Origin of the sequence: Streptococcus sp. HMSC066F10 (genome assembly GCF_001813805.1) — a bacterium.
GTDB lineage: Bacteria > Bacillota > Bacilli > Lactobacillales > Streptococcaceae > Streptococcus > Streptococcus vaginalis.
This window is the reverse complement of record NZ_KV813955.1, coordinates 41992-66936: the sequence shown is the minus strand read 5'-3', so window position 1 is coordinate 66936 and position 24945 is coordinate 41992. Positions and strand designations below refer to the sequence as shown.

At 38.8% G+C, this 24945-nt stretch carries 20 protein-coding genes and 1 pseudogene; 3 read left to right on the top strand and 18 right to left on the bottom strand.

What is annotated here, in order from left to right; all coding sequences use genetic code 11:
• The first annotated feature begins 28 nt into the window (after positions 1 to 28).
• Positions 29 to 1486, top strand: coding sequence for a sucrose-6-phosphate hydrolase (locus HMPREF2933_RS00920; RefSeq protein WP_024052695.1), 1458 nt, complete (start codon positions 29 to 31; stop codon positions 1484 to 1486).
• Positions 1467 to 2432 carry a LacI family DNA-binding transcriptional regulator gene (locus HMPREF2933_RS00915; protein WP_003031743.1) on the top strand — a complete coding sequence of 322 codons (966 nt, stop codon included), beginning with the start codon at positions 1467 to 1469 and terminating at the stop codon, positions 2430 to 2432. Before HMPREF2933_RS00920 ends, HMPREF2933_RS00915 begins: the two co-directional genes overlap by 20 nt.
• A 73-nt stretch (positions 2433 to 2505) precedes the next feature.
• Here the strand turns inward: HMPREF2933_RS00915 and HMPREF2933_RS10540 are convergent.
• The 15 genes and pseudogenes from HMPREF2933_RS10540 to truA all read right to left on the bottom strand — a co-directional run bounded on the left by HMPREF2933_RS10540 (position 2506) and on the right by truA (position 20087).
• A pseudogene (locus tag HMPREF2933_RS10540) lies at positions 2506 to 3328 on the bottom strand (Cof-type HAD-IIB family hydrolase).
• Positions 3329 to 3470: 142 nt separating this feature from the next.
• A complete protein-coding gene (locus tag HMPREF2933_RS00905; protein ID WP_024052698.1) occupies positions 3471 to 4394 on the bottom strand; it encodes an ATP-binding cassette domain-containing protein in 924 nt (307 codons plus the stop codon).
• Between the two features lie 10 nt (positions 4395 to 4404).
• Complete coding sequence (locus HMPREF2933_RS00900; RefSeq protein WP_003026176.1) at positions 4405 to 5472, bottom strand: ABC transporter ATP-binding protein; 1068 nt, start codon at positions 5470 to 5472, stop codon at positions 4405 to 4407.
• Between the two features lie 8 nt (positions 5473 to 5480).
• Positions 5481 to 6407, bottom strand: a complete 927-nt coding sequence (gene oppC / locus HMPREF2933_RS00895) for an oligopeptide ABC transporter permease OppC (protein WP_024052699.1) — start codon at positions 6405 to 6407, stop codon at positions 5481 to 5483.
• Positions 6407 to 7903 carry an ABC transporter permease gene (locus HMPREF2933_RS00890; protein ID WP_024052700.1) on the bottom strand — a complete coding sequence of 499 codons (1497 nt, stop codon included), beginning with the start codon at positions 7901 to 7903 and terminating at the stop codon, positions 6407 to 6409. The genes oppC and HMPREF2933_RS00890 overlap by 1 nt, the downstream gene beginning before the upstream one ends.
• A 376-nt stretch (positions 7904 to 8279) precedes the next feature.
• Positions 8280 to 10259 carry a peptide ABC transporter substrate-binding protein gene (locus HMPREF2933_RS00885; protein ID WP_024052701.1) on the bottom strand — a complete coding sequence of 660 codons (1980 nt, stop codon included), beginning with the start codon at positions 10257 to 10259 and terminating at the stop codon, positions 8280 to 8282.
• A 197-nt stretch (positions 10260 to 10456) separates the two neighbouring features.
• On the bottom strand, positions 10457 to 12433 hold the full coding sequence (locus HMPREF2933_RS00880; protein WP_024052702.1) for a peptide ABC transporter substrate-binding protein: 1977 nt from the start codon (positions 12431 to 12433) through the stop codon (positions 10457 to 10459).
• A 166-nt stretch (positions 12434 to 12599) separates the two neighbouring features.
• Positions 12600 to 13286, bottom strand: a complete 687-nt coding sequence (locus tag HMPREF2933_RS00875) for a B3/B4 domain-containing protein (protein ID WP_070241965.1) — start codon at positions 13284 to 13286, stop codon at positions 12600 to 12602.
• A 162-nt stretch (positions 13287 to 13448) separates the two neighbouring features.
• Entirely contained in the window at positions 13449 to 15059 is a 1611-nt protein-coding gene (locus HMPREF2933_RS00870; protein ID WP_024052704.1) for a CTP synthase, read from the bottom strand.
• Between the two features lie 182 nt (positions 15060 to 15241).
• On the bottom strand, positions 15242 to 15829 hold the full coding sequence (gene rpoE / locus HMPREF2933_RS00865) for a DNA-directed RNA polymerase subunit delta (protein WP_003035581.1): 588 nt from the start codon (positions 15827 to 15829) through the stop codon (positions 15242 to 15244).
• A 237-nt stretch (positions 15830 to 16066) separates the two neighbouring features.
• On the bottom strand, positions 16067 to 17350 hold the full coding sequence (gene tig / locus HMPREF2933_RS00860; RefSeq protein ID WP_024052705.1) for a trigger factor: 1284 nt from the start codon (positions 17348 to 17350) through the stop codon (positions 16067 to 16069).
• A 118-nt stretch (positions 17351 to 17468) separates the two neighbouring features.
• Positions 17469 to 18032, bottom strand: coding sequence for a TIGR01440 family protein (locus tag HMPREF2933_RS00855; RefSeq protein WP_024052706.1), 564 nt, complete (start codon positions 18030 to 18032; stop codon positions 17469 to 17471).
• A gap of 97 nt (positions 18033 to 18129) precedes the next feature.
• Complete coding sequence (locus HMPREF2933_RS00850) at positions 18130 to 18597, bottom strand: ECF transporter S component (protein ID WP_042754123.1); 468 nt, start codon at positions 18595 to 18597, stop codon at positions 18130 to 18132.
• Positions 18575 to 19348 carry a bifunctional hydroxymethylpyrimidine kinase/phosphomethylpyrimidine kinase gene (locus HMPREF2933_RS00845; protein WP_024052708.1) on the bottom strand — a complete coding sequence of 258 codons (774 nt, stop codon included), beginning with the start codon at positions 19346 to 19348 and terminating at the stop codon, positions 18575 to 18577. The genes HMPREF2933_RS00850 and HMPREF2933_RS00845 overlap by 23 nt, the downstream gene beginning before the upstream one ends.
• The gene (gene truA / locus HMPREF2933_RS00840) at positions 19338 to 20087 is read right to left on the bottom strand and encodes a tRNA pseudouridine(38-40) synthase TruA (RefSeq protein ID WP_024052709.1); all 750 of its coding nucleotides are present in this window, start codon (positions 20085 to 20087) and stop codon (positions 19338 to 19340) included. Before truA ends, HMPREF2933_RS00845 begins: the two co-directional genes overlap by 11 nt.
• Positions 20088 to 20210: 123 nt before the next feature.
• Here truA and HMPREF2933_RS00835 point away from each other — a divergent pair, with 123 nt between their 5' ends.
• Positions 20211 to 20690, top strand: a complete 480-nt coding sequence (locus HMPREF2933_RS00835) for an NUDIX hydrolase (protein ID WP_070241968.1) — start codon at positions 20211 to 20213, stop codon at positions 20688 to 20690.
• Positions 20691 to 20702: 12 nt separating this feature from the next.
• Here the strand turns inward: HMPREF2933_RS00835 and dnaJ are convergent, their stop codons facing one another.
• The 3 genes from dnaJ to grpE form a co-directional block, all read right to left on the bottom strand.
• A complete protein-coding gene (gene dnaJ / locus HMPREF2933_RS00830; RefSeq protein ID WP_024052711.1) occupies positions 20703 to 21839 on the bottom strand; it encodes a molecular chaperone DnaJ in 1137 nt (378 codons plus the stop codon).
• 476 nt (positions 21840 to 22315) lie between these two features.
• On the bottom strand, positions 22316 to 24148 hold the full coding sequence (dnaK, locus tag HMPREF2933_RS00825; RefSeq protein WP_024052712.1) for a molecular chaperone DnaK: 1833 nt from the start codon (positions 24146 to 24148) through the stop codon (positions 22316 to 22318).
• A 211-nt stretch (positions 24149 to 24359) separates the two neighbouring features.
• On the bottom strand, positions 24360 to 24890 hold the full coding sequence (gene grpE, locus HMPREF2933_RS00820; protein WP_003026205.1) for a nucleotide exchange factor GrpE: 531 nt from the start codon (positions 24888 to 24890) through the stop codon (positions 24360 to 24362).
• Between the last annotated feature and the right edge of the window lie 55 nt (positions 24891 to 24945).

Below are 24945 nucleotides of genomic sequence, written 5' to 3'. Positions count from 1 at the left end.
TAAGAAAATTATCTCGGAGGACAAAAGATTGGCTTGGACTACTGAACAACGTTACAAACGCTATGAACAATGGACTGAAAACGAAATCCAACAGATAAAAAATAAAATCGCTACATCACCTTGGCGTGCTACCTACCACGTAGAGCCTGATACGGGACTGCTGAATGACCCAAATGGTTTTTCCTATTTTGACGGAAAATGGATTGTCTTCTATCAAAATTTTCCATTTGGTGCAACTCATGGGCTCAAGTCTTGGGTACAACTGGAAAGTGATGACCTCGTACACTTCACAGAAACCGGTGTTCGTGTTCTGCCAGACACCCCATTAGACAGTCACGGTGCTTACTCTGGCTCTGCTATGCAGTTTGACGACAAACTTTTCCTATTCTATACTGGAAATGTCCGTGATGAGAATTGGGTTCGTCACCCTTACCAAATCGGCGCTTTGCTGAACAAAGACGGACATATTCAAAAACTAAACAAAGTATTGATTGAACAACCTAAGGATACTACAGATCACTTTCGAGATCCACAGATTTTCAATTATAAAGGTCAGAGCTATGCCATTGTCGGCGGACAAACTCTGGACAAAAAAGGCTTTATCAAGTTTTATAAAGCAGTTGAAAACGACTATATAAACTGGGAAGAAGTCGGCGATTTAGACTTTGAAAATGACAATACAGCTTATATGATGGAATGCCCCAATCTTGTCTTTATTGATGAAACACCTATTTTGCTCTACTGCCCTCAAGGTTTATCAAAAAAAGTTGCTCCTTACGACAATATTTTCCCAAACATGTATAAGATAGGTCAATCGTTTGACATAGCGGAAACAGCAATTGTCGATCCTAGTCCTCCGCAAAATTTAGATTATGGATTTGATTGCTATGCCACCCAAGCTTTCAATGCTCCAGATGGCCGTGTCTTAGCAGTCAGCTGGTTAGGTTTGCCGGATATTGCTTACCCATCTGATCGTTTTGATCATCAAGGAATTTTATCGCTTGTCAAGGAATTAACACTAAAAAAAGGAAAACTCTATCAATATCCTGTTCAAGCTATCACATCCTTACGCACAGATAATAGCCAAACGTTTGCTAACCAAGCGCAAACAAAGAACTGCTATGAATTAGAACTAGAATTTACAATTGATTCACAAGCTGAGATCGTCCTTTTTGCAGATCAAGAGCATAAGGGTCTACGCATTTGCTTTGACATCAAAAATGGTCAAGTAACAGTTGACCGTAGTCAAGCCGGTGAGCAATACGCTCTTGAATTTGGTACTGTTCGTAGTTGTACGATTGAAAACCAAGCTACAACTGCTACTATCTTCATTGATAAGTCAGTTTTTGAAATTTTTATTAACAAAGGAGAAAAAGTATTTTCAGGTCGCGTTTTCCCTCATGAAAACCAAAACGGTATTTTTATCAGCGAGGGAAATCCAACTGGAACTTACTATGAATTAGATTATGGTCGCGAAGTTAACTGATGTTGCAAAAATTGCTGGAGTCAGCCCAACCACTGTATCTCGTGTAATTAACAAAAAAGGCTACCTCTCAGAAAAAACGATTACAAAAGTCAATGAGGCCATGCGCGAGTTGGGATACAAGCCCAATAATCTCGCTCGTAGCTTACAAGGAAAATCCGCTAAACTGATTGGATTGATTTTCCCAAATATCAGTCACATCTTTTATGCCGAACTCATTGACAAATTAGAACATGAGTTATTCAAAAGAGGCTACAAGACAATCATCTGCAATAGCGAGCACAATTCAAGTAAGGAAAAAGAGTATCTGGAGATGCTAGAAGCCAATCAAGTGGATGGCATTATCTCAGGCAGCCACAACTTAGGCATCTCTGATTATGACCGTGTAACAGCTCCCATTATCTCTTTTGACCGCAACTTATCCCCTTCCATTCCTGTTGTATCTTCGGACAACTATGCTGGTGGTGTCTTGGCTGCAGAAACCTTGGTCAAATCCGGTGCCCAAAATATCATTATGATTACCGGAAATGATAATTCAAACTCCCCGACAGGTCTCCGCCATGCAGGTTTTGCTTCCATTCTACCTGATGCACCAATTATCAATGTATCAAGTGACTTCTCTCCTATTCGCAAAGAAATGGAAATCAAAAATATTTTAAAACATAGAAAACCTGATGCCATTTTTGCTTCAGATGATCTGACAGCCATTTTAATCATGAAAGTCGCTCAAGAACTGGAAATCAAAATTCCAGAGGATCTAAAAGTCATCGGTTACGACGGAACTTATTTTGTAGAAAACTACTATCCCCAACTAGCCACTATACAGCAACCATTGAAAGATATAGCTTGTTTACTGGTAGATTTGTTGCTTCGAAAAATTGCTGGTGAAGAAGTTGTGACAACCGGCTACTTTCTTCCCGTCCACCTCTCTTCAGGAAAGAGTATTTAATACTGTGAGATAGTTAAACCCCCACTTAAGTATTGAGAAATCTTAAGTGGGGGTTAGCGTTTATTCGTTGTTCTTATATTTTATCTGCCAGAAGCACATCATCAATAGCCTGCGCACAGTCACCGTGGTCGTTATTTGCCACAATAATATCTGCCAAACCTTTGATATTCTCATTGGCATTTCCCATAGCAACACCAAAACCTGCTTCGCGAATCATGCTTTCATCATTGTCAGCATCCCCAACAGCAATGATTTGCTCCGTAGGAAGATTCAAGTTTTGAGCAAGGTGAGCTAAACACTGCCCCTTTTCAACTCCTTGCGCTGTTAGTTTAAGATCACTTACTTCAGCTTTTATAATCGTTATCTTTTCAGACAATAAAGTTTCATACGATTGATCTCGCTCCCTTGCCGTAAAGTGATAAATATTGATTTTGTCAAAATGCTCTCTCCTTAGCTAACAAATCGTAAATATTATCCACCAAGATAGCTGTTTTATCATAAAGTTCAGTATAAATTTCCATATAATAGTTAGCAATATTCTCAAAATGTGATTTTTGAAGATAGCCTTGACCGTCAATCATACAAACCAGCATCAAATCTTGAACTTCTGCTATCGCTTTCACCTTATCCACCGCTATAGCAGGCAAGGTTTGCTTAGCTAAAACGCATTTAGCCTCCAAATCATAAATCAATGCACCACTTGCAAGAATATCATAGCGAATCTCGCGCAAATCATATCCATAAGGAAGCAGTTCTGACAAAGAGCGTCCTGTTGAAAGTACAACTTGTTTACCAGCATCTTGAGCTCTCCCAATCGCTTCAACACTGCTTTTGGCAATTGTTTTTTTACTAGTCAAAAGTGTTCCATCCATATCAAACGCAATCAATTGATACATCCCATTACTCCTCTTTTCTATTACAACTAGTATAGCACAGTTTAAAATGGAATCGTCCAGAAAAAGATAACATGAATTCAAAAATCACTCTAGATAACTTCTAAAGTGATTTTTAAAATTCTCTCAAAGTCAAAGAATGATGTTATAATTCTTTTTTATATTTTTCAACTTCTGCTTTATTAGCCCACACAAAGTGTCCAGGACGAATTTCGACCATTTCTGGCTTATCCGTTGAATAATCATGATGATTAGCATCATAGACTTTCAACACTTTCTTCCGTTCCAAGATTGGATCTGGAATTGGCACAGCTGACAATAAAGACTGAGTATAAGGATGAATTGGATTGTTAAAGAGTTCTTCTGTTTCAGCTACTTCGACAATCACACCCTTATAAATAACCGCAATACGATCTGAAATGAAGCGTACAACCGATAAATCGTGAGCAATAAAGAGATAAGTCAAACCTAATTCTTTTTGGAATTTTTTCAGTAGGTTTAAAACTTGTGCCCGCACAGACACGTCCAAAGCTGAAATCGGCTCATCTGCAATGACAAAATCTGGTTCCATAACAAGCGCACGGGCAATCCCAATCCGCTGACGTTGACCACCAGAAAATTCATGCGGGTAACGTGTTAAATGCTCTGATAACAATCCAACTTCATGAATAATATCTTTCACTTTTTTCTTGCGTTCTTCTTCATCTTTAAATAAATGGAAATTATACAAGCCTTCCGAAATGATATAATCAACTGTCGCACGTTCATTCAAACTAGCAGCAGGATCCTGGAAAATCATTTGAATTTTACGAATGATTTCTGACTCTTCTTCTTTTGATTTTTTGCCATTGATTTTTTTCCCTTCAAAGAAAATCTCTCCATGACTCGTATCATTTAAACCAATAATCGCACGACCAATTGTCGTTTTACCAGAACCAGATTCTCCTACAAGTGAAAACGTTTCTCCTTTATTGATAAAGAAATTAGCATTTTTAACAGCAACAAATTTCTTGCTTCCCTCACCGAAGGAAATTTCCAAATCTTTAACTTCTACTAATTTTTCAGGCATTTCCTTCCTCCTAGGCGTCTAAATGGGCAAAGCCCATTTTTGAGCTAATTTTTTCGTGTAAATCATCAATAACAGCTGGCTTATTCACTTTTGGAGCATTCTCATGTAACAACCATGTTTTTGCCCAGTGGGTATCCGTTACATAAATTTGAGGTGGTTTCTCTTCAAAATCAATTTCCATAGCATAATCTGAACGCAAGGCAAATGCATCTCCTTGTAAATGTGAATAGAGAGATGGCGGCGTTCCAGGAATTGAATACAACTCACCCTTATCATCTGCTAACTGAGGCAGACTAGATAACAAACTCCAAGTGTAAGGATGACGTGGATCGTAAAAGACTTCTTCTACTGTTCCGTATTCAACGATTTCACCAGCATACATAACCGCAACCTTATCTGCAATACTTGCTACCACTCCCAGGTCGTGGGTGATAAAAATAGTTGTGAATTCATACTCGTGTTGCAAAGATTTCAACAAATCAATGATTTGTGCCTGAATCGTAACGTCAAGCGCTGTCGTTGGTTCATCACAGATAAGGATATCAGGTCGACAAGCAAGCGCAATAGCGATAACAATCCGTTGACGCATTCCTCCTGAATATTGGAATGGGTATTCATTAAAACGCTTTTCAGCATCAGGAATGCCGACCTTATTCATATAGTCAACAGCCATTTCTTTTGCTTCTTTTGGCGTTTTCTTTTGATGCTTGATAATCACTTCTGTAATTTGGCTACCAATTGTGTTAATAGGGTCCAAACTCGTCATCGGATCTTGGAAGATTGTTGCAATTTTAACACCGCGTATAGGTTCCCAATCTTTATTAGACTTCAATTTTGTCAAATCTTGTCCACGGTAATCAATCGTTCCTTGAGCAACTCGACCATTTTCCTCTAACATTCCTGTAAATGTCTTTGTCAAAACAGACTTACCAGAACCAGATTCTCCTACAAGTGCAAGAACCTCACCTTCGATAAGGTCAAGCGAAACACCACGAATGGCTGTTAAGACTTTATCACGAACGTCAAATTCCACGACAATATCGCGAGCAGTCAATATTACATTTTTTTCTTGTGTCATATTTACTCCTATCTATGTGTACGTGGATCACTAGCGTCCGCTAAGTTTTGACCGACAACGAACAATGAAAGAGAAACCAAAATCAAGGTTGTCAATGGAATCCAGAAAAGATACGCATTTGTTGTCACGTTTTGTGAATAATCTGAAATTAACCGTCCCAAACTTGGTACTGTGACAGGAAGCCCTAAACCAAAGAACGATAGAAATGCTTCATAAGAAATGAAACTTGGAAGCAATTGCGAAGCCGTTGTCACAATAACAGAAACCAATTGTGGCATGATATTTTTCACAATGATTTTCAGTGTTGGCGTACCCAAAGTTCGGCTGGCAAGGTTATATTCCAAGTCGCGATAACGCATGATTTGGATACGAATTGTATAAGCAATCCCAACCCAACCTGTGATGGTCATAGCAAAAATCAAGTTCCAGAAACCAGCACCAATTGAATAAGTCAAGACAATGACAATCAAGAGAGATGGGATGTTAGAAATGATATTGTACACTTCCATCATGATACGGTCAACGGTTTTTGAAATTCCCCAGATACCACCAATCACAATACCAATAACTAAGTTAATCACGGTTGCAATGACAGAAATGAGGATAGAGTTACGAGCTCCAAACCATACTCCGTCAAAAAGAGATTTTCCGTTGCTATCTGTACCAAACCAATATTGACCGTTTGGTTTAATATAACGCGCACCGAAATCATTCACCTTGCTGACATCGTTAAAGTCAAAATCTGAGAAAATCGGATAAATGAAACTCATCAAAATAATAGCGATCAAAATTCCCAACATGATAACTGTTGATTTCTTTTTTAGGAACTGACGCATAACTGATTTCCAGTAAGAATAGGCTGGAGCATCAATTGTTTCAGAGGCAAAATCATCGCGTTTGACAAATTGGAACTTAGTCTTATCAATTGTAGCCATTATTTACCTCCTTTTGATGTTAATTTAATACGTGGGTCAAGCACTGTCATCAGAATATCACCCAATAAAAGAGCGAAGATAGAAAGACAAGTAAAGATAAAGACAAGACCAACGACCATAGAATTGTTTGAAGCTTTAACAGAGTCAATCAACATCTTACCCATACCAGGGAAAGCGAAGACTGTTTCAGTCAAAGTTGCACCTGTAATAACCCCAATAACTGAGTTTGGAATGCTGGATACAAGTGGCACCATGGCATTTTTGAAAATATGTTTATTTGAAATTTCTTTTTCAGAAAGACCTTTTGCCCGTGCAAAACGAACAAAATCTTGTGATTGCAAGTCAATCATATAACGACGAATCCAAACGGCTGTCCAAGGCGCACTCAAGAGTCCAAGAATGACTGCCGGCAACACATAAGAGCGCCAATCACCTGCTCCCAAAATAGGGAATGAATCAGGCAAACCAATCGCTGAACCAATCAAGCGAATGATATAAACCAAGGCAATAGTTGGCAGTGACATTAAGAAAGTCAAAGCACCGGTTGAAATACTATCAAACAATGTATTCTTAAAGCGAGCCATATAAGATCCAAGTGGAACGGCGATTAAGTATGACAAGGCCAAACCAATCACCCCAACAATAGAAGAACTCACAATCATAGATGGATATTGATAATTGCTCTCTGTCGCCGTATAGGGATCATCTTTTCCGTAATTAGCAACATCGCGTGCATCGGCTTGTTTTGGAGACTTATATGTACGCGTATAAATATTAACAGATGATGTTTTCTTTCCTGTTGGAAATTGAACTTCTGATGTCTTCGTTTGACCTTGCCCTTGTGAAATAACCTGTAAAACAGGAAGATTAGCATAGGTCGGATAAGAAGTTCCTAGATTTAATCTTACAAAATTTTGATGGATAAATGGAAACTGACTATTGAAGTACAATAAATATTTATGTCTCGTTCCAGAACCAACAACAGACCAACCAATGGCAGGATCATTTTCAATGCAAATATAACGCTTCAAATTCGGATTAGAAGCATCTTTCACAGCACCGGTATGGTCAATTTGAATCAAATTACCATAGAAACCAAGAACGCGTTCATAGACTGGAACTTCACGAGTTGCATAAAATTGCTTGCTTTCTTTAAATTGCTGCAATTTCCAACCGCGTCCCAGCTTTTTGATGTAAGCTTCATAGATTTTTTTATTTGCATTAGTAGGTTCTACTGTTACAGAAGAATTCTCTTTACTAGCTTTTTCTTGCAATTCCTTCGTATCATAGTAGTCAATGTAACCCATACGCTCAAAAATCGTATTTTCGTAATTGGCTTTTTTATCAGGAGTTGTCGCTATTTTGTTATAGTTTGGGTCCTGTTTGAAAATCAACTTCCTAGGCACCATGGTATAGATAATGGTGTAAGTCAGCGTTGTTACCATGAAAATAGATACTAAAGAGCGTAAGATACGCATAAAAATATATTTCTTCATTTACCGTTTCCTTTAAAATCCCAAAAGAACTTTCCCTCCTGTTAGAGAAAGTTCTGATGAGAAGTTTATTTTACATGATCTGCTAATTCTTTTTGTATTTTAATGATTCAGCATGAGTCACATCAGATATTCCACTTTAATAACTATGGTTAAGTTATTAAACATAACCTGTCAGCCAAGACCGAAGGAACTGATAGAGAAATGCCACGCGTCACGACAAATACCTATTTCCAATTTTAGAATACCTTCAATTTTTAAACTGATTGTTTAAAATTATATCACAATTTTGGTTAATTGTAAAACCAATTGTCAGAATATTTTTATCATAATTGAACTTTTTTTGTTTTTCTGTTAAATTTTATCTAATTTTTTTCAATTATTTAACATGATCTGCAAGTTCTTCTTGAGCCTTTTTATTAGACTCTGTGCGCTTTTTATTCCATTTTTCCATGGCCTTCTTGTATTGATTTTGAGTCACAGGCTCATCTTGGATTTCAAGGTATTTATAGAGAATTGTTTCACTATTTCCCTTGGTTCCTGACCAAGCAAAGGCATTACTAAATGGTACTGTACGAGAAAGAATTGGGCGACCCGTTAGTGTTGTTGTTGGAATGACCAATGCATTATCAGTCAACCAAGCTTGGGCTGCAGCATATTTTTCATAGCGTGCATTCGTATTGTTGGTTTCTTTTTCAGCCTCATTCAACAACTTTTCATATTCGTTCATACCAACTTGTGCTGCAGCAGCGTTGTTCGTGCCTGCATCAAATCCTAGATAAGTCTTAGTGCTTTCACCGCTTGAAGGTTTGATAACATCAAGATAGGTAGATGGGTCTTGGAAATCTGGACTCCAACCAACATTATCAGAAAGATCCCAATCTTCTGCAGCTGCGGATTCGGCAAAGTAAGTGATATTATTCACGTCGTCTTTAGACATTTGTTGAATATCAATCACAACATTTTCTTTCCCAAGATTTTTTTCAATCGATTGTTTCAATGATTGCACACGTTGAACTTTATTAGTTGCTGTTTGGTCAACTGGCATATCAATGTGGATTGGGAATTGAACACCGTCTGCTTGAAGCGCTGCTTTCGCTTTCGCTAATTTTTCTTTAGCTTTAGTTGGATTGTAAAGACCATCTTGCGCATCATTTAAGTTGACATCTTTCCAACTTTCATCATAACCAACTAATTTTTCTTTGACCAATTCTCCAAAGCTCTTGTCATCTGTTTGAACAAATGTTGGCGGTACAAAGAGATTACGGAGCATCTTCGTCGCACCGTCTTTACCATTCACCTGTGATGCATAAGCTGTGCGGTCAAATGCAAAGGTAATCGCTTGACGGAAATCCTTGTTTAGCAAAGCTTTCTTAGTAGAAGTCTTTTGAGCATCTGTTGTCTTTGAAGTATGTTTGTAAGATTGACGGTCAATGTTTGTAGCTACTAGGTAAGTCGTTGCATCTTGCGGAGTATAAACGATGTTGTTTTTGTATTTCTTGCTGACAGAAGCATAACTTGGACTTGTTGGAAATACTTTGGCATTGGTAAATGAGCCATCACTAAATCCTTTAGCAAGTTTGTCTTGGTCTTGACCATCATAGTAGGACAACTTGATGTTGTCAATGTGCACATTCTTCTTATCCCAGTAGTTTGGATTTTTAGCAAATTCAACAGATGATTTCGCTGTGATAGATTTCAGCAAGTATGGACCATTATAAAGAAGACTAGATGGGTCTGTTGCTTGTGCAAATTTATTGCCTTTTGATTTCAAAAATTCTGCATTAACTGGTGCTAGAACGCCCATTGTTGTTTTAGAATTCCAAAAGCTTTCTGGTCGATTAAGCGTGTATTGAACCGTGTAATCATCAACTGCTTTGATACCGACAGAAGAGAAATCTTTATTTTCACCCTTCATGTAAGCATCCAAGCCTTTGATTGAATCTTGCACCAAGTAAATAGCTTCAGATTTATTATCCGCAGCATATTTTAAGCCTGTCACAAAGTCTTGTGCCTTAACTTCTGCATACTCTTCGCCCTCTGATGTGTACCATTTCACACCCTTACGAAGTGTATAAGTATAAGTCAAGCCGTCCTTGGAGACTGTCCAATCCTTCGCTACAGAAGGAACTAGATTTCCGTAACGGTCATTTTCCAAGAGTCCGTCAATGGCATTACTGGTAAGATTTGCAGTGGCTGCTTTCCCAGTTGTCAAATAGTTCAGGTTATCTGGATCTTGCTCATAAATATATGAGAATGTTTTGTTCCCCGAGCTTGTTTTAGAGCCAGAACAAGCTGCTAGAGCTCCTGTTGCAAGCAAGGCTAGCGCTGCAAGGGTAATGATTTTACTTTTCTTCATGAATATTCCTCCCAAAATCATTATTTTTATACATTCTAGCACACAAAACATAAAAAGTAAATAGAATTTTCTAAATTTTATGACATATTTTTTAAACCTAGTATCAAAGGAATTATATTAACCTTACAATTTCATGGATAGAAAAAAACAGGTTTTCCTCACCTTTTAGTGAGTTTTACCTGCTTTTATAGGTTGTATTATTTTACATGATCAGCTAATTTATCTTGAGCTTTTTTATTAGACTCAGCTTTTTCTTTTTGCCATTTCTTCTTAGCTGCTTCATAGTCTTTCTTAGTGACAGCATCGTTACCAACTTTAATGTATTTGAAGTAGGTTGAGCTACCTTTGCTACCTGTTTGCGCAAATGGACCTGAGAATGGTTCGATACGTGAAACAAATGTTGCGGCACCCGTTGAAGCCATTGTTGGTAAAATCAAAGAGCTATCTGTCAACCAAGCTTGTGCTGCTGCATATTTTTCATAACGTTTTGCAATGTCTGTTGTTTCTGCACCTGCTTCATCGACTAATTTATTATATTCGTCCAAGCCAACTGCTTTAGCACCAGCATTTTCACTACCAGAGTCAAATCCAAACCAAGTTTTCGTATTATCAGAAGATGTTGATTTCAAAATGTCAAGATAAGTAGATGGGTCTTGATAGTCAGGAGTCCAACCAACGATACCTGAGAGATCCCAATCTTCGCTAGCTGCATTCGGAGCATAATAAGTGATGTTCATTACATCATCTTCTGACATCATATTCAAGTCCATGACAACATTTTCTTTGCCAAGCACTTTTTCAATAGATTGTTTCATAGATTGTATACGAGCAACAAAGTTTTTAGAAGTTTCAATTACAGGAACATCTATGTGGATTGGGAATTGCACACCTTGAGCTTGCAATGCTCCTTTTGCTTTTGCAAATTTCGCTTTTGCTTTGTCTGGATTGTACAAACCGTTTTGTGAATCTGCTAATTTGACACCCTTCCAGTCATCACCATAGCTAGCTAATTTTTCTTCTACAACATCGCTAAATGATTTTTCTCCAACTTGGACAAAGTCAGACGGTACAAACATATTGCGGATTGCTTTAGCAGCGCCATCTTTACCATTGACTTGTGCAGCGTAAGAATCGCGATCAAGTGCAAAGTTCAAAGCTTGGCGGAAGTCTTTGTTCAACAATGCTTTTTTCGTTGAATTTTTTTGTTCATCTGTTTTTTTAGCAGTGTGGTTGTATGTTTGACGGTCAATATTAAGTCCTAAAACCGCTGTTCCTGCACCTGCTTCTGATGTATAGATATTGTCTTTGAAGTCCTTTTCAAAAGTTGCAAAGTTTGAACTTGCTGGGAAGAGACGTGCATACGTATAAGCGCCATCTTTAAAGTTACGTGCTAATGAGTCTTGGTCTTGACCATCATAATAAGCCAACTTGATGCTATCAACGTTTACATTATCCTTATCCCAATAATTGTTGTTTTTAACATATTCTACTGCAGACTTAGCTGTAATAGCTTTCATAAGGAATGGACCATTGTAAAGAATGGAACTAGGATTCGTTGATTGACCGAATTTATCTCCCTTAGATTTCAAAAATTCTGCATTGACTGGCCAAAGAATAGCTGACGTTGTTTTTGAATTCCAGTAAGGTTCTGGTTGGTTCAATGTATACTGAACAGTATAATCATCGACAGCTTTCACGCCTACAGTTGAAAAGTCTTTTGTTTGACCATTTACATAAGCATCCAAACCTTTAATTGAGTTTTGAACAAGATAAAGAGCTTCTGATTTCTTATCAGCAGCATGTTTCAAACCAGTTACAAAGTCTTGCGCCTTAACTTCTGCATATTCTTCGCCTTCTGATGTGTACCATTTGGCATCCTTACGAAGTTTATAAGTATAGGTTAAACCATCTTTTGATACAGTCCATGACTTAGCCATTGATGGTACAAGATTTCCATATTTGTCATTTTCTAACAATCCGTCAACTCCATTTGTCACAAGATCGCTAGTGGTTGCTTTTCCTGATGTTACATAATCCAAAGTTTCTGGATCACCAGCATATACATAACCAAACTTTTTTTCTGTGGAGTTCGATTTTGAACCCGAGCAAGCAGCTAAAAGACCAGACGTTAAAAGAGCAAGCCCCGCAACTGCGATGATTTTACTTTTTTTCATAGTTACCTCCGAAAAGTATGATATATTCTATATTATACTATATCTTCATAAAAAGTAAAGAATTTTCAAACAAATCTTTCAACAAAAAACGTTGTTGTGAGCCGAAATGCTTTCAAACAACGGACTCACTTCTCGTATCCTATTGATGGATACATTGCTTTTTAGGTTATTTCCCCTCTGGGTGAATGACATACGTTTCAAAATCCAGATTCGGCATACATTCTGCTAAATCGTTCTCAATGCGCTTCAGTGCTTCTAAACGCATTTCAACAGATGTATGAGCATTTCCTTGAATGATAAAAATGGCATTCTTTGTCTCATCATCAAATTTATAATGTTCTCCATCACGAACGTCCAACCACGCTAGAATACCTTTTTTGTCACGATAGATGTAATCCGTGGGAGAAACATGTTTTTTCGTAGATAAAATCGGCAGAAAAACGTCTTCATTTTGGCTAACAGTAAACTCTATCTGCTCCTCTATTTTATCCAAATCATGCCCACCGATGGCTAATAAAGAATGTAAAGATTCAACATTATAAATATCAATAATACTATTAATATTCGGGATGGATCCACGATGTCGAATATTCCGAATAAGCGCCAAAACGGTAGGAGGATTCTTCTTGACACTACGTCCGACACTTTGCAACAAATCCTTGTAGCCTTGAATAACTGGAGTATCAGACACCTCATCTATATCGCAATTCAATGCCCACTTTTCCATCTCTTTTTGCTTTTTCAAAAATGAAGCAGGTAAAGGTGCATGTGGATCTACATTTTTAGCGATGCCAATAACCACATTTTTAATCCCAAGCATTGCGAGACTTTCATTCAGTATAAACTTCATCATGATCCACCTCCGTTTCATTATTTATTGAGCTCATCAACTATTCAAATTGTATCATTTTTAGGAGAAAATTTCTTACTTTAGTTTTAAAATGCTGTCTTTCATTCATATTGACAAATTTTTCTCCTATGAGAAATGCTAAAAAGACTGGAATTGCTTCCAATCTTATTTCTCACTATTTTCAACCGCAGCTGTAACAAAAGCTGTGTAAAGTCCTTCTGGACGATTAGGGCGGCTGGATAATTCTGGGTGATATTGACAAGCCACAAAGAATTGATTTTCTGGAATTTCAACAATTTCTACCAGACGATTATCAGGTGAAACTCCTGAGAAGACAAATCCTGCGTCTTCAAATTGTTGACGGAATTCATTGTTAAATTCGTAACGGTGGCGGTGACGACGCTGAACAACTTCTTGATTATCATAAGCTGCAGCGGCTTTGGAACCACGTTTCAACTTAGACGGATAAAGTCCTAAGCGAAGCGTTCCTCCCATATCTTCTACATCAATCTGATCACGCATCAAATCAATAACAGGATGCTTCGTATCAGGATTTAATTCTGAAGAATTAGCATCTTCAAATCCTAGCACATGGCGAGCAAACTCAACACAAGTCAACTGCATACCAAGGCAAATTCCAAGCATTGGCACATCATTTTCACGCGCATATTGAATGGTCGCAATCTTTCCTTCGGTTCCGCGATGACCAAATCCCCCCGGCACAATAATACCGTCTGCATCTTTCAACAATTCGGTGACATTTTCAGTTGTGACATCATTTGCATTGACCCAATTCAGCTTGATTTCTGCATCATTGGCATAACCAGAGTGCTTGAGAGCTTCTACAACAGAGATATACGCATCTGGCAACTCCACATATTTCCCAACAAGCGCAATTTTTACTTGTTTCTTCAAGTTCATGACTTTATCAACCATAGCAGACCAATCTGTCATATCTGCTTCTGGCACGTCCAACTTCAAGTGATCACAAACGATTTGGTCCATGTTTTGTGCTTGCAAATTCAGCGGAATTTGATACAAATGTTCCACATCTAGCGACTCAATCACTGCTTCTGGTGCTACATCACAAAATTGTGCCAATTTGTTCTTAATATTTTGGCCAGCCGGTTTTTCAGTACGAATAACAAGCATATTCGGTTGAATTCCAAGACCACGCAATTCTTTTACAGAATGCTGAGTGGGCTTCGTTTTCATTTCCCCAGCAGCTTTCAGATAAGGAAGCAATGTCGTGTGGATATACATCACATTATCTGCACCAACATCTGCCTTCATTTGACGAAGTGCTTCTAAGAATGGCAAACTTTCAATATCTCCAACAGTTCCTCCTACTTCTGTGATAATCACATCAGAGTCGGTTGTCGTTGCAGCGCGTTTAATCTTTTCTTTCAAAGCATCTGTAATGTGTGGAATGACTTGAACTGTTGCTCCAAGGTACTCACCTTTACGCTCTTTTCGAAGAACTTCACTATAAATCTTACCAGTTGTGACATTTGAATATTTATTTAGGTTAATGTCAATAAAACGTTCATAGTGTCCTAGATCTAAGTCTGTTTCTGCGCCATCGTCTGTCACGAACACTTCCCCGTGTTGGTAAGGACTCATCGTTCCTGGGTCAATATTGATATAGGGGTCAAACTTTTGAATGGTTACCTTAAGACCACGATTTTTCAAAAGACGACCAAGACTTGCTGCCACAATCCCTTTACCGATTGAACTAACTACACCACCTGTAACAAAAATATATTTTGTTGCCATAAATACTCCTTATCTAAAATACAACGTCCATTGCTTTTTAAGACGTGTTCATGAATAGCAAAACAAAAATAGCTCCCTAGAGCTAGGGAGCTTCGACTTCTTAAAAGAAGTGCCCAATATTATAATATCGCAGAATAAAACTTTTGTCAAATAAGAAAATAAGAATATATCATTAAATTTGACTATTCTTCATCTTCTCCATCTACTTCATCGTCAGAATAATCTTCGTCCTCTTCATTGAGTTCGACTTCTTCACCTAAATCATCAGGTGCAATTTCATTGATTTCAGCATCATACGCTTCAACTTCACTCTTCTCGTCGTCCGGATTGTCCTCGTCATAATTAAGGGCAGGGTCTGCTTCGTATGAGTCTTCATCTTCTGGATCATCGTCATTGTAATCAATGGCATCTTCATCTCCGTCCATAAAGGCGTTCACACGTTTCTTCTTCCGTTTCTTCGGAGTTTCTTCATCATCTTCTTCAAGTGTGATAATTTCTTCATCCACCTCGTCAATCGCATACCATGAACGCAAGCCCCATTTGTTATCTCCAAGAGGAATGAAACTGCCGTCTACATTTAGCTCTGTATAAAAAAGTGGCAAGGCTTCACGAATATCACTATTTGATTTTTCAAGGTAATTTTGAATTTCATTGACAAGATCATTAAAATACATTTCATGATGACGACCACGCGTTTCTAAGATAGCACGCGCTACTTCAATCATAGAAAGTTCACTTTTTTCTTGTCCAGCAAATACTTCTAATTCCAAAGTCGATCTCCTTTTAAGTCTGAGGGCTTCTGCCCTGTTAGCTCTCAAATATTTAATTTATTGAATTTTTCGCTACTTTTTATTGTACGATAAAAATCTTCTTTCGTCAAAAGAATTTTATCTTCTATTCAAGAAAATCACCATTTTTACCAAAATGACTTCCGCTTTTATATAAAAAGAAGCAAAAAGGCAATTCAGCCAATTCTCTGACTGAACTTGCCTTATGTTATCGCTCGATTATTTTACTTTTGCAGTACTTGTAATCAATTCAACGGCTTTTTTAATCACAATATCATGTTTCAACATATCTGCTGAAAGAAGTTGATGAACGCGTTCTACTTCCATATTGTAATCAGCGGCAAGAGAAGCAATTTCTGCTTCAATATCTTCATCACTTGCTTCAAATCCTTCTGCTTTCGCAACAGCTTCAATCACAAGGTTTGTCTTAGTACGTTTTTCAGCATCAGCTTCATGTTGCTTGTGAAGATCTTCTTGCGTTGTACCAGTAATTTGGAAATACATATCTGGTGAAATACCTTGACGTTGCATGTTTCCAAGGAATTCATTTACAGAGCGGTGAACTTCTTCGTGAACCATTTCTTCTGGCAACTCAACGATTTCTGCATTTTCTACTGCAAGATCAAGCGCTGCAGATTCGACTGCGTCATCAAAAGCAATTTCTTTTGATTCAGCTAATTCTTTGCGGTATTTTTCTTTTAATTCGTCAAGTGTCTCAACATCTTCATCAATGTCTTTCGCTAGTTCATCATCTAGTTCTGGAACTTCTTTTTCTTTGACTTCATGAATGGTTGTAACAAACTTAGCATCTTTACCTGCAAGGTCTGTTGCTTGATAGTCTTCTGGGAATGTCACGTTTACTTCTACTGTTTCACCAGCAGCATGTCCAACCAATTGATCCTCAAAACCCGGAATGAATTGACCGCTTCCGAGTTCAAGTGAGAAGTTATCTCCTTTACCGCCGTCAAATTCAACGCCGTCAACTGTTCCAACAAAGTCAATCACAACTGTGTCGCCATTAGCAGCCTTGTCTTCTTTCAATACTAGCTCTGCTAAATTGTTGCGTTCGCGTTCAATTTTTGCGTCTACATCTGCGTCAGATACTTCTTTAGAGACATCAACAGACACTTCTAGATTTTTATATTCACCTAATTTTACTTCAGGTTTTGTAACCACTTCAGCGGTAATAGTCCAATCTTGACCTTTTTCCATAGACGCCACATCAAATTGTGGTTGAGCAACAACTTCAATTTCTGCTTCTTTAACAGCAGCTTCATAAGCAGCTGGGAGAAGGGCGTTCAGTGTGTCTTGGTAAAGAGCTTCTTCCCCAAATTTTTGGTTAAACACCAGACGAGGAAGATGACCTTTACGGAAACCTGGTACATTCAGAGTTTTCTTAACTGAGTTAAACACGCGATCCAATTCTGGCTTGATTTGTTCTTGACTGATTGTAAATGTCAAAACTCCGCGATTTGTTTCTTTGTTTTCAAATGATACAGACATTCTGTCATTTCTCCTTAAAATTTATTGAATACAATCAATTATACCATAAATACACGTTAATTCACAAATTTTCTAATGAAAATTTAATGATTTTCCATCAACTTGTTTATTTTTCTCTTTATGCTTTCCGAATTTTATCCTTTTGGTAAGCAGCACGTACTCCACCGATTAGCTTAGGGCGACTGGCAAGAGCAGTCACATGCGCTTCTCCTAATTCTCTCAAAATTGGTCGAACTGGGATTTGGACATGTTTGATATGCATACCAATCGCTGTATCTCCGATATCTAGCCCCGCTTGAGCCGTAATAAATTCCACTTCAACTGGGTTGCTCATATATTTAAAAGCTGCTAATTGACCACTTCCACCAGCATGAAGAGTTGGCAAGACATTGACAATTTCCAGGTTTTGTTTTTGCGCCAATTCTTTCTCCACGACCAAAGCGCGATTCACATGTTCACAGCCCTGAACCGCCAAGTAAATTCCGCGAACTGACAACGTATCCAACATAGTTTTGACAATAACTTCTCCCACTTCTTGACTGGAATTTTTTCCAATATGCCCTCCAATCACCTCACTGGAAGACAAGCCCAGTACAAAAATATCACCGGAAGAAAGAGCTGATTTTTCTAAAACATCTGTTAAAATGATTTGTGTTTGTATTTTCAATTCTTGTAAATCCATGATTTCACCTCTTTTTAATTGTATTATAAATGATTTTTATCGCTTTTACAAACTGAAATTCTTAAAAGTAAAAAGGGCACAACGCCCCTTATTTACTTTATTTTTTCAAAACATCTGCCAACAATTTATTCAAAATAGCTCCGGCAATCATTCCTAAGGTATTTTGGCAAAAGTTAGGAAATATTTCTGGAAAAGCTGCTCCCCAACCATGCATAATCGTGGAAGCGAGAGCATAACCTCCTACCATAACAAGCGTCGCCAATACTAAACCAAGATAGCGACTTTTTTCTTTAAAACCTGCAAAATAGCCTTGTAGACCATGAAAAATCAGGCTGAAAAACATCCACTGAGGATAACCCGAAATCAAATCAATAAGAAATCCGGCTAAACCACCAACAATTGCTCCTTCTTTTCTACCAAAATAAAAGGCGGTAAAGAAAATTCCTGCATCAAGGAAAGTTAAAATCCCCGTTGGTGTTGGAATTTTCAAATAATAGCCCAAAACAACTGTCAATGCAGCAATCATGGACAAAAGAACAAGTTTATATGTCTGATTTTTTTTCATATTGAACAACCCCATATTGATCTGAATGTTGGATAGCTTGATAAACAAATTTTTTGGAAATTTGAACAGCTTCAAAAGTTGATTTTCCTAGTAATAGCTGACTGGCAATGCTAGAAGCAAAGGTGCAGCCAGCACCCGTGTTATTGTTTTCTAAAACAGGTGATTCCAAAATTTGAAATTGTTCGCCGTCATAAAAAACATCTATCGCTTTTTGAGCATCTAAGCGATTTCCTCCTTTGATAACAACGGATTTAGCACCCAAGGAATGGAGAAGTTTAGCCGCTTCTTTGACATCCTCCAATGTTTGCAACTCTTTTTGAACTAACAGTTCGGCTTCTGGTAAGTTGGGCGTGACGATGCTTACGTAAGGAAAAAATTTAATCAGTTCATCTCGAAGTGCCGAAACCTCCACATCATGGGTTTCCTTGCAAACTAAGACAGGGTCTAACACAACAGGAGTCTCTGCATGAGCTTTCACAAAATCTAAAGCCAAATCTGCCACTTCTACATTGGGCAAAAGCCCCAATTTAATAGCTGAGAAAGGTACATCCTTGAGAGAATTGAGCTGCTGAGCAAAGACGGTCGTGTCTACAGGAACAACCTCAAAACCTTGCTCTGTCATAGCGGTCAAGCAAGTCACCGCCACAAAACCATGCAGTTGGTTGACCGTGTAGGTTGCTAAATCAGCATGCAGTCCGCCACCACTAAAAATATCATTTCCTGATATAGCTAAAATAAAGTTATTCTTCATATCGTATCTCCTTTAGATAAAGTCCGTTTGGTGCTGCTGTTGGTCCAGCCAAATGACGATTTTTCTCTGTTAAAATTCTATCAATCTGCTCAACTGGCATTCGTCCGTTGCCAATCTTCAGCAATGTCCCGACCATATTGCGGATTTGCTTATATAAAAATCCATTGCCAGAAAAAGTAAAAATCAGAAAATTACGTTTCTCATCAAAGTCTAAGCGTGCTTCTGTAATCGTCCGAACTTTATTTTCCACACTAGTCCCTGAAGCTGTGAAACCCGTAAAATCGTGAGTTCCTTCGAGCTTTGCAATAGCATTTTTCATTAAAGAAATGTCCAAAAGATAAGGAAAATGGGTTGCATAATGGCGCATCATAGGATTTTTAGGACGCCCAATATCCACTATAAATTCATAGGTCTTGCTGTGTTTACAATATCTTGAATGAAAATCTTCATTCACCTCTTCTACGCTAATAAAATCAATGTCTTCTGGTGTCTGCGTATCAAGTGCGAAACGTAGTTTTTCTTCATCCCTTTTTTGTGGTAAATTAAAATGAATTACCTGCCCCAAAGCATGAACGCCACTGTCTGTGCGTCCAGCTCCATGAACGATGACAGGCTTTCCTCTATTGATTTTAGTTAAAGTCTTTTCAATCTCTTCTTGGACGCTGCGAGCATGAGGTTGCCGCTGAAAACCAGCAAAATCATGACCGTCATAAGAAATAATCGCTTTATATCGTGTCATGTGTTTATTGTAACAAGAAAAAAAGCCCCTCGCAAGACTGTAAAAACAAAACTGTCTGGGTACAGATTGGGCTTGACAAGACTGACAAAAGACTATACACTTAATTAGCTAAGGAGGAGCCAAATGGCAGAAGATATTAGTTACACAAACGGGCATCAACGCTTTCGCTATCGAGCAGCCGCTATCATTATTGAAGAGGGAGCTATTTGCTTCATGAGCAGTCCTTCCGAAGACTATCATTACTCCGTTGGTGGAGCTGTTCAATTTGGCGAAACAACCGAAGAAGCTGTTCTTCGAGAGGTTATAGAAGAAACTGGACAGCAATATGAAATTGACCGCTTGGTCTGCTTTCACGAAAATTTCTTTTCAAATTCAAACGGTGTCTTAAGAGGGTTAGATTGCCATGAAATTTGCCTATACTATCTTATGAAACCAAAAGGAAAACAATTCCAAAGTCAAATAGAGGACGAAACAGTTCACTGGATTCCTATTCAAGAATTAGAAAACCACAGGGTATTTCCAACCTTCATTCCACAGATTTTAAAAGGATTAGATATGGGAATACAGCATATCATTACAAAAAATGGAGAACAGAAAAACTGATCCCCATTTATTTTATTCTCCTTCAAAGGCATCTTTCATTTTATCAAAGAAGCCTTTCTTTTTAGGAGTAACGGTTATATTTCCAGCAGCAGCAAAATCTTTCAATGCTGCTTTTTGTTTGTCATTAAGTCCTGTCGGTGTCACAACGTTGACCGTGACATATTGGTCTCCCATGCTACCACCACGAAGACTTGGCGCTCCTTTTCCACGAAGACGGAATCGTTTGCCTGTTTGCGTTCCTTCTGGAATGGTTAATTCCACATCTCCGTGAACAGTCGGAATTTCAACGCTATCACCTAAGGCTGCTTGAACAAAGTTGAGGTTCAGTTTGTAATAAATGGTAGAGCCATCTCGCTCAAATTTATCACTTGACTCCACCTGAACGACAACATATAGATCTCCGTACGGTCCACCATTGAAACCAGCCTCACCTTGACCAGACAAACGAACTTGTTGACCAGTTTCAACACCTGCAGGGATTTTCACATGAACACTATGGGCTTGTTTTTCATGCCCTGTCCCATTGCAGGTTTGACAAGGGTCTTTGATTTCTTGTCCGCGCCCATGGCAGACATCACAAGTGACTTGACGACGCATCATGCCAAGTGGAGTTTGCGTGTCCACATTGATGACACCAGATCCGTGACAACGACTACAAGTTATTGGGCTAGTTCCTGGTTTCGCACCCGAACCGTGACAAGTATGGCAAGTCGCCTCACGATTGTATTTAATTTCTTTATCTGTACCAAAAATCGCTTCTTCAAACTTAAGGTTGACCCGATATTGCAGATCATCCCCTTGACGAGGTGCGTTGGGATTGCGACTTGCACCACCTCCACCAAAGAAGCTAGAGAAAATATCTTCAAAGCCACCAAAGCTAGAACCGTCAAAGCCACCAAAACCGCCAGCTCCACCGCCGAAGCCTCCATTAGCACCCGCAGCACCATATTGATCATAGGCTGCCCGTTTTTGCTCATCACTCAAGGTTTCATAAGCCTCTTGGACTTCTTTGTATTTCTCTTCAGCACCCGGTTCTTTATTGATGTCTGGATGATATTTTTTTGATAATTTCCGATAGGCTTTCTTAATCTCATCCTGAGATGCGTTTTTTGAAACGCCTAAACGGTCGTAAAATTCTGTATTATTCATAATATAAGATACAAAGGGCGTTAAGTGGGCACAGCCAAAATAGGAGTTTTGACGAAGAAGCCAGAGATTCTAGGAAAAACTATCTTTTTGGCACAGTCCGTAGCCCGTGTTCAGTTACGAACACTTTCCTTTCGTTTTAATTTAACAGAACGAACTTTTTTAGGGCAGGTTCAATTCTAAGATTCCATTATCCAAAAACAGAGGTTGGTTTATCAACCCCTGAATTTATCTGTTACAAATCGGCTACAAGTAAGATTGAGCAAGCACTAAAATATAATCCGCAATCGTTCTTTCCAAGATGTGACAAAGGAGGTCTTAGGATTTTCCTGAGGCACTCCCATCTCATCGTTACGACGGGAAAAGACAAAGACGATTTTTTCTTTGTTTTCGAGCTAGTAAGCCGCCTAGCTCGACCGCCTTATAGTGGCAAGCGTTAGCAGATGAACTGCTTCGAGTAGCCATTTTGCTTTGGCGTCTTATTTCTCAGTAAACTCACCGTCTACGACATCATCACCTTTGTTGTCGTCTGTATTTGTTTGACTTGCTCCTTCTGCTCCTGCTTGAGCTTGTTGGACTGCAGCCGCTTGTTCGTAAAGTTTCACAGCGAGGGCTTGAGCTTTTTCATTGAGGGCTTCAAGTTTTGATTTCATGTCATCCAAGTTGTTGTTTTCTTGGGCTTTTTTCAATTCATCAAGAGCAGCTTGAGCAGCGTCACGTTCTGCATCAAAGCCTTTGCCTTCTGTTTCTTTGATAGTCTTTTCAGTCGCAAAGATAGCTTGATCCACTTCGTTGCGAAGATCTACTTCTTCTTTACGTTTTTTATCTGCTTCGGCGTTTGCTTCTGCATCTTTCATCATGCGGTCAATTTCTTCATCTGTCAAACCTGAGTTCGATTGGATAACGATATGTTGTTCTTTTTGCGTACCAAGGTCTTTAGCCTTAACAGACACGATACCGTTTTTGTCAATATCAAATGTTACTTCAATTTGAGGGATACCACGAGGTGCAGCAGGAATGTCTGTCAATTGGAAACGTCCAAGTGTCTTGTTATCTGCTGCCATTGGGCGTTCACCTTGAAGAACATGGATATCCACAGCTGGTTGGTTATCAGCAGCAGTTGAGAACACTTGTGATTTAGAAGTTGGGATAGTTGTGTTGCGGTCAATAAGTTTTGTAAATACACCACCCATAGTTTCGATACCAAGTGACAACGGTGTTACGTCCAAAAGGACAACGTCTTTAACATCACCAGTAATCACACCACCTTGGATAGCAGCACCCATAGCAACCACTTCGTCAGGGTTTACAGATTTGTTTGGTTCTTTACCAGTTTCAGCTTTTACTGCTTCCACAACGGCTGGGATACGTGTTGAACCACCAACAAGAATAACTTCATCAATTTCTGACAAGCTAAGACCAGCGTCAGACAATGCACGACGAACAGGTTCTTTTGTGCGATCCACAAGCTCACGAGTCAAGTCATCAAATTTCGCACGTGTCAAGGTCATTTCTAAGTGGAGAGGTCCAGCTTCTCCCGCAGTGATGAATGGCAAGCTGATTTGAGTAGACGTTACACCAGAAAGGTCTTTCTTAGCTTTTTCAGCCGCATCTTTCAAACGTTGAAGAGCCATCTTGTCAGTTGACAAGTCAATACCATTTTCTTTCTTGAATTCTGCTACCAAGTGGTCGATAATCTTTTGGTCAAAGTCGTCACCACCGAGTTTGTTGTCCCCTGCAGTAGCTAACACATCAAAGACACCGTCGCCTAATTCAAGGACTGACACGTCAAATGTACCACCACCAAGGTCAAATACAAGGATTTTTTCTTCTTTATCTGTCTTATCCAAACCATAAGCAAGAGCCGCTGCTGTTGGTTCGTTGACAATCCGTTCTACTTCAAGACCAGCGATTTTACCAGCGTCTTTGGTTGCTTGACGTTGCGCATCGTTGAAGTAAGCAGGAACTGTGATAACTGCTTTGGTTACTTTTTCACCAAGGTAATCTTCAGCATAGCCTTTCAAGTATTGAAGAATCATAGCTGAGATTTCTTGTGGAGTATATTCTTTTCCATTTGCTGAAACTTTTTCAGAAGTGCCCATTTTTGATTTAATGGAGATAATCGTATCAGGGTTTGTCACTGCTTGACGTTTTGCTGCGTCACCAACGATGATTTCACCGTTTTTGAAAGACACAACTGATGGTGTTGTACGGTTACCTTCTGGATTTGCGATAATTTTGCTTTCAGTTCCTTCAAGAACTGCAACTGCTGAATTTGTTGTACCTAAATCAATACCAATAATTTTGCTCATTATTTTTTCCTCTTTATTTAGAATTTCTTTTTTGATACTCTTCTTAAGTGGCGACACCATCAGAGCTTGACTAAGTCAATCTCTTTATTAAAGTTTGTGCAGAGAGCGCCACAGCGAGGAGTATCGCCAATTGTTCGCTTCGCTCACGGTTTAGCAGAGCGAAAATATATTTTCTTTCTTCATAGTTTACCGTCGTTTCGGACGAGATTTTTTATTCTGCTACTACTACCATAGCTGGTCTTAGGAGACGTTCATGGAGTTTGTAGCCCTTTTGGAAGACTTGTGCGATGCTTCCAGCTGGGTGATCATCATCTGCCGGCACCGTCTGAATAGCCATATGGAAGTTGTGATCAAATTCACCGTCTGTCGGAACTTCTTCAATTCCTTCATCTTTAAGAGCGGCAATCAAGCTTTCTTGAACCATTTCCAGGCCTTTTTTGACATCCTCAGTCAATCCCTCAACAGCCAAGGCGCGTTCTAAGTTGTCCAACGAAGGAAGGATTGCTTTCCCTAAGTCTTGGCTACGATATTTCTGCAATTGCTGACGCTCTTCATTTGCTCGGCGCTGAATATTTTGCATTTCAGCAGCTGCACGAAGATATTTGTTTTCAAATTCGTCTGCACGCTCATTTGCCAAGTCCAATTCGGACTTCTCAGGAGCTACCTCTGTTGTTTCTTCAGACGTTTCTTCTACCGAAACGTCCTCTTTTTTTGCTTCTTCTTGCTGTTTTTCTTCTGCCACTAGGCACCTCCTTATGGTATTTTAAGTATTTTTCTATCTATAACTATCAGCTCTG

Bases quoted from the DNA above. Each gene is read 5' to 3' on its own strand.
- HMPREF2933_RS00915 (WP_003031743.1), top strand. From the start codon at position 1,467: ATGGTCGCGAAGTTAACTGATGTTGCAAAAATTGCTGGAGTCAGCCCA.
- HMPREF2933_RS00905 (WP_024052698.1), bottom strand. From the start codon at position 4,394: ATGCCTGAAAAATTAGTAGAAGTTAAAGATTTGGAAATTTCCTTCGGT.
- HMPREF2933_RS00900 (WP_003026176.1), bottom strand. From the start codon at position 5,472: ATGACACAAGAAAAAAATGTAATATTGACTGCTCGCGATATTGTCGTG.
- oppC (WP_024052699.1), bottom strand. From the start codon at position 6,407: ATGGCTACAATTGATAAGACTAAGTTCCAATTTGTCAAACGCGATGAT.
- HMPREF2933_RS00890 (WP_024052700.1), bottom strand. From the start codon at position 7,903: ATGAAGAAATATATTTTTATGCGTATCTTACGCTCTTTAGTATCTATT.
- HMPREF2933_RS00885 (WP_024052701.1), bottom strand. From the start codon at position 10,259: ATGAAGAAAAGTAAAATCATTACCCTTGCAGCGCTAGCCTTGCTTGCA.
- HMPREF2933_RS00880 (WP_024052702.1), bottom strand. From the start codon at position 12,433: ATGAAAAAAAGTAAAATCATCGCAGTTGCGGGGCTTGCTCTTTTAACG.
- HMPREF2933_RS00875 (WP_070241965.1), bottom strand. From the start codon at position 13,286: ATGATGAAGTTTATACTGAATGAAAGTCTCGCAATGCTTGGGATTAAA.
- HMPREF2933_RS00870 (WP_024052704.1), bottom strand. From the start codon at position 15,059: ATGGCAACAAAATATATTTTTGTTACAGGTGGTGTAGTTAGTTCAATC.
- tig (WP_024052705.1), bottom strand. From the start codon at position 17,350: ATGTCTGTATCATTTGAAAACAAAGAAACAAATCGCGGAGTTTTGACA.
- HMPREF2933_RS00855 (WP_024052706.1), bottom strand. From the start codon at position 18,032: ATGGATTTACAAGAATTGAAAATACAAACACAAATCATTTTAACAGAT.
- HMPREF2933_RS00850 (WP_042754123.1), bottom strand. From the start codon at position 18,597: ATGAAAAAAAATCAGACATATAAACTTGTTCTTTTGTCCATGATTGCT.
- HMPREF2933_RS00845 (WP_024052708.1), bottom strand. From the start codon at position 19,348: ATGAAGAATAACTTTATTTTAGCTATATCAGGAAATGATATTTTTAGT.
- truA (WP_024052709.1), bottom strand. From the start codon at position 20,087: ATGACACGATATAAAGCGATTATTTCTTATGACGGTCATGATTTTGCT.
- HMPREF2933_RS00835 (WP_070241968.1), top strand. From the start codon at position 20,211: ATGGCAGAAGATATTAGTTACACAAACGGGCATCAACGCTTTCGCTAT.
- dnaJ (WP_024052711.1), bottom strand. From the start codon at position 21,839: ATGAATAATACAGAATTTTACGACCGTTTAGGCGTTTCAAAAAACGCA.
- dnaK (WP_024052712.1), bottom strand. From the start codon at position 24,148: ATGAGCAAAATTATTGGTATTGATTTAGGTACAACAAATTCAGCAGTT.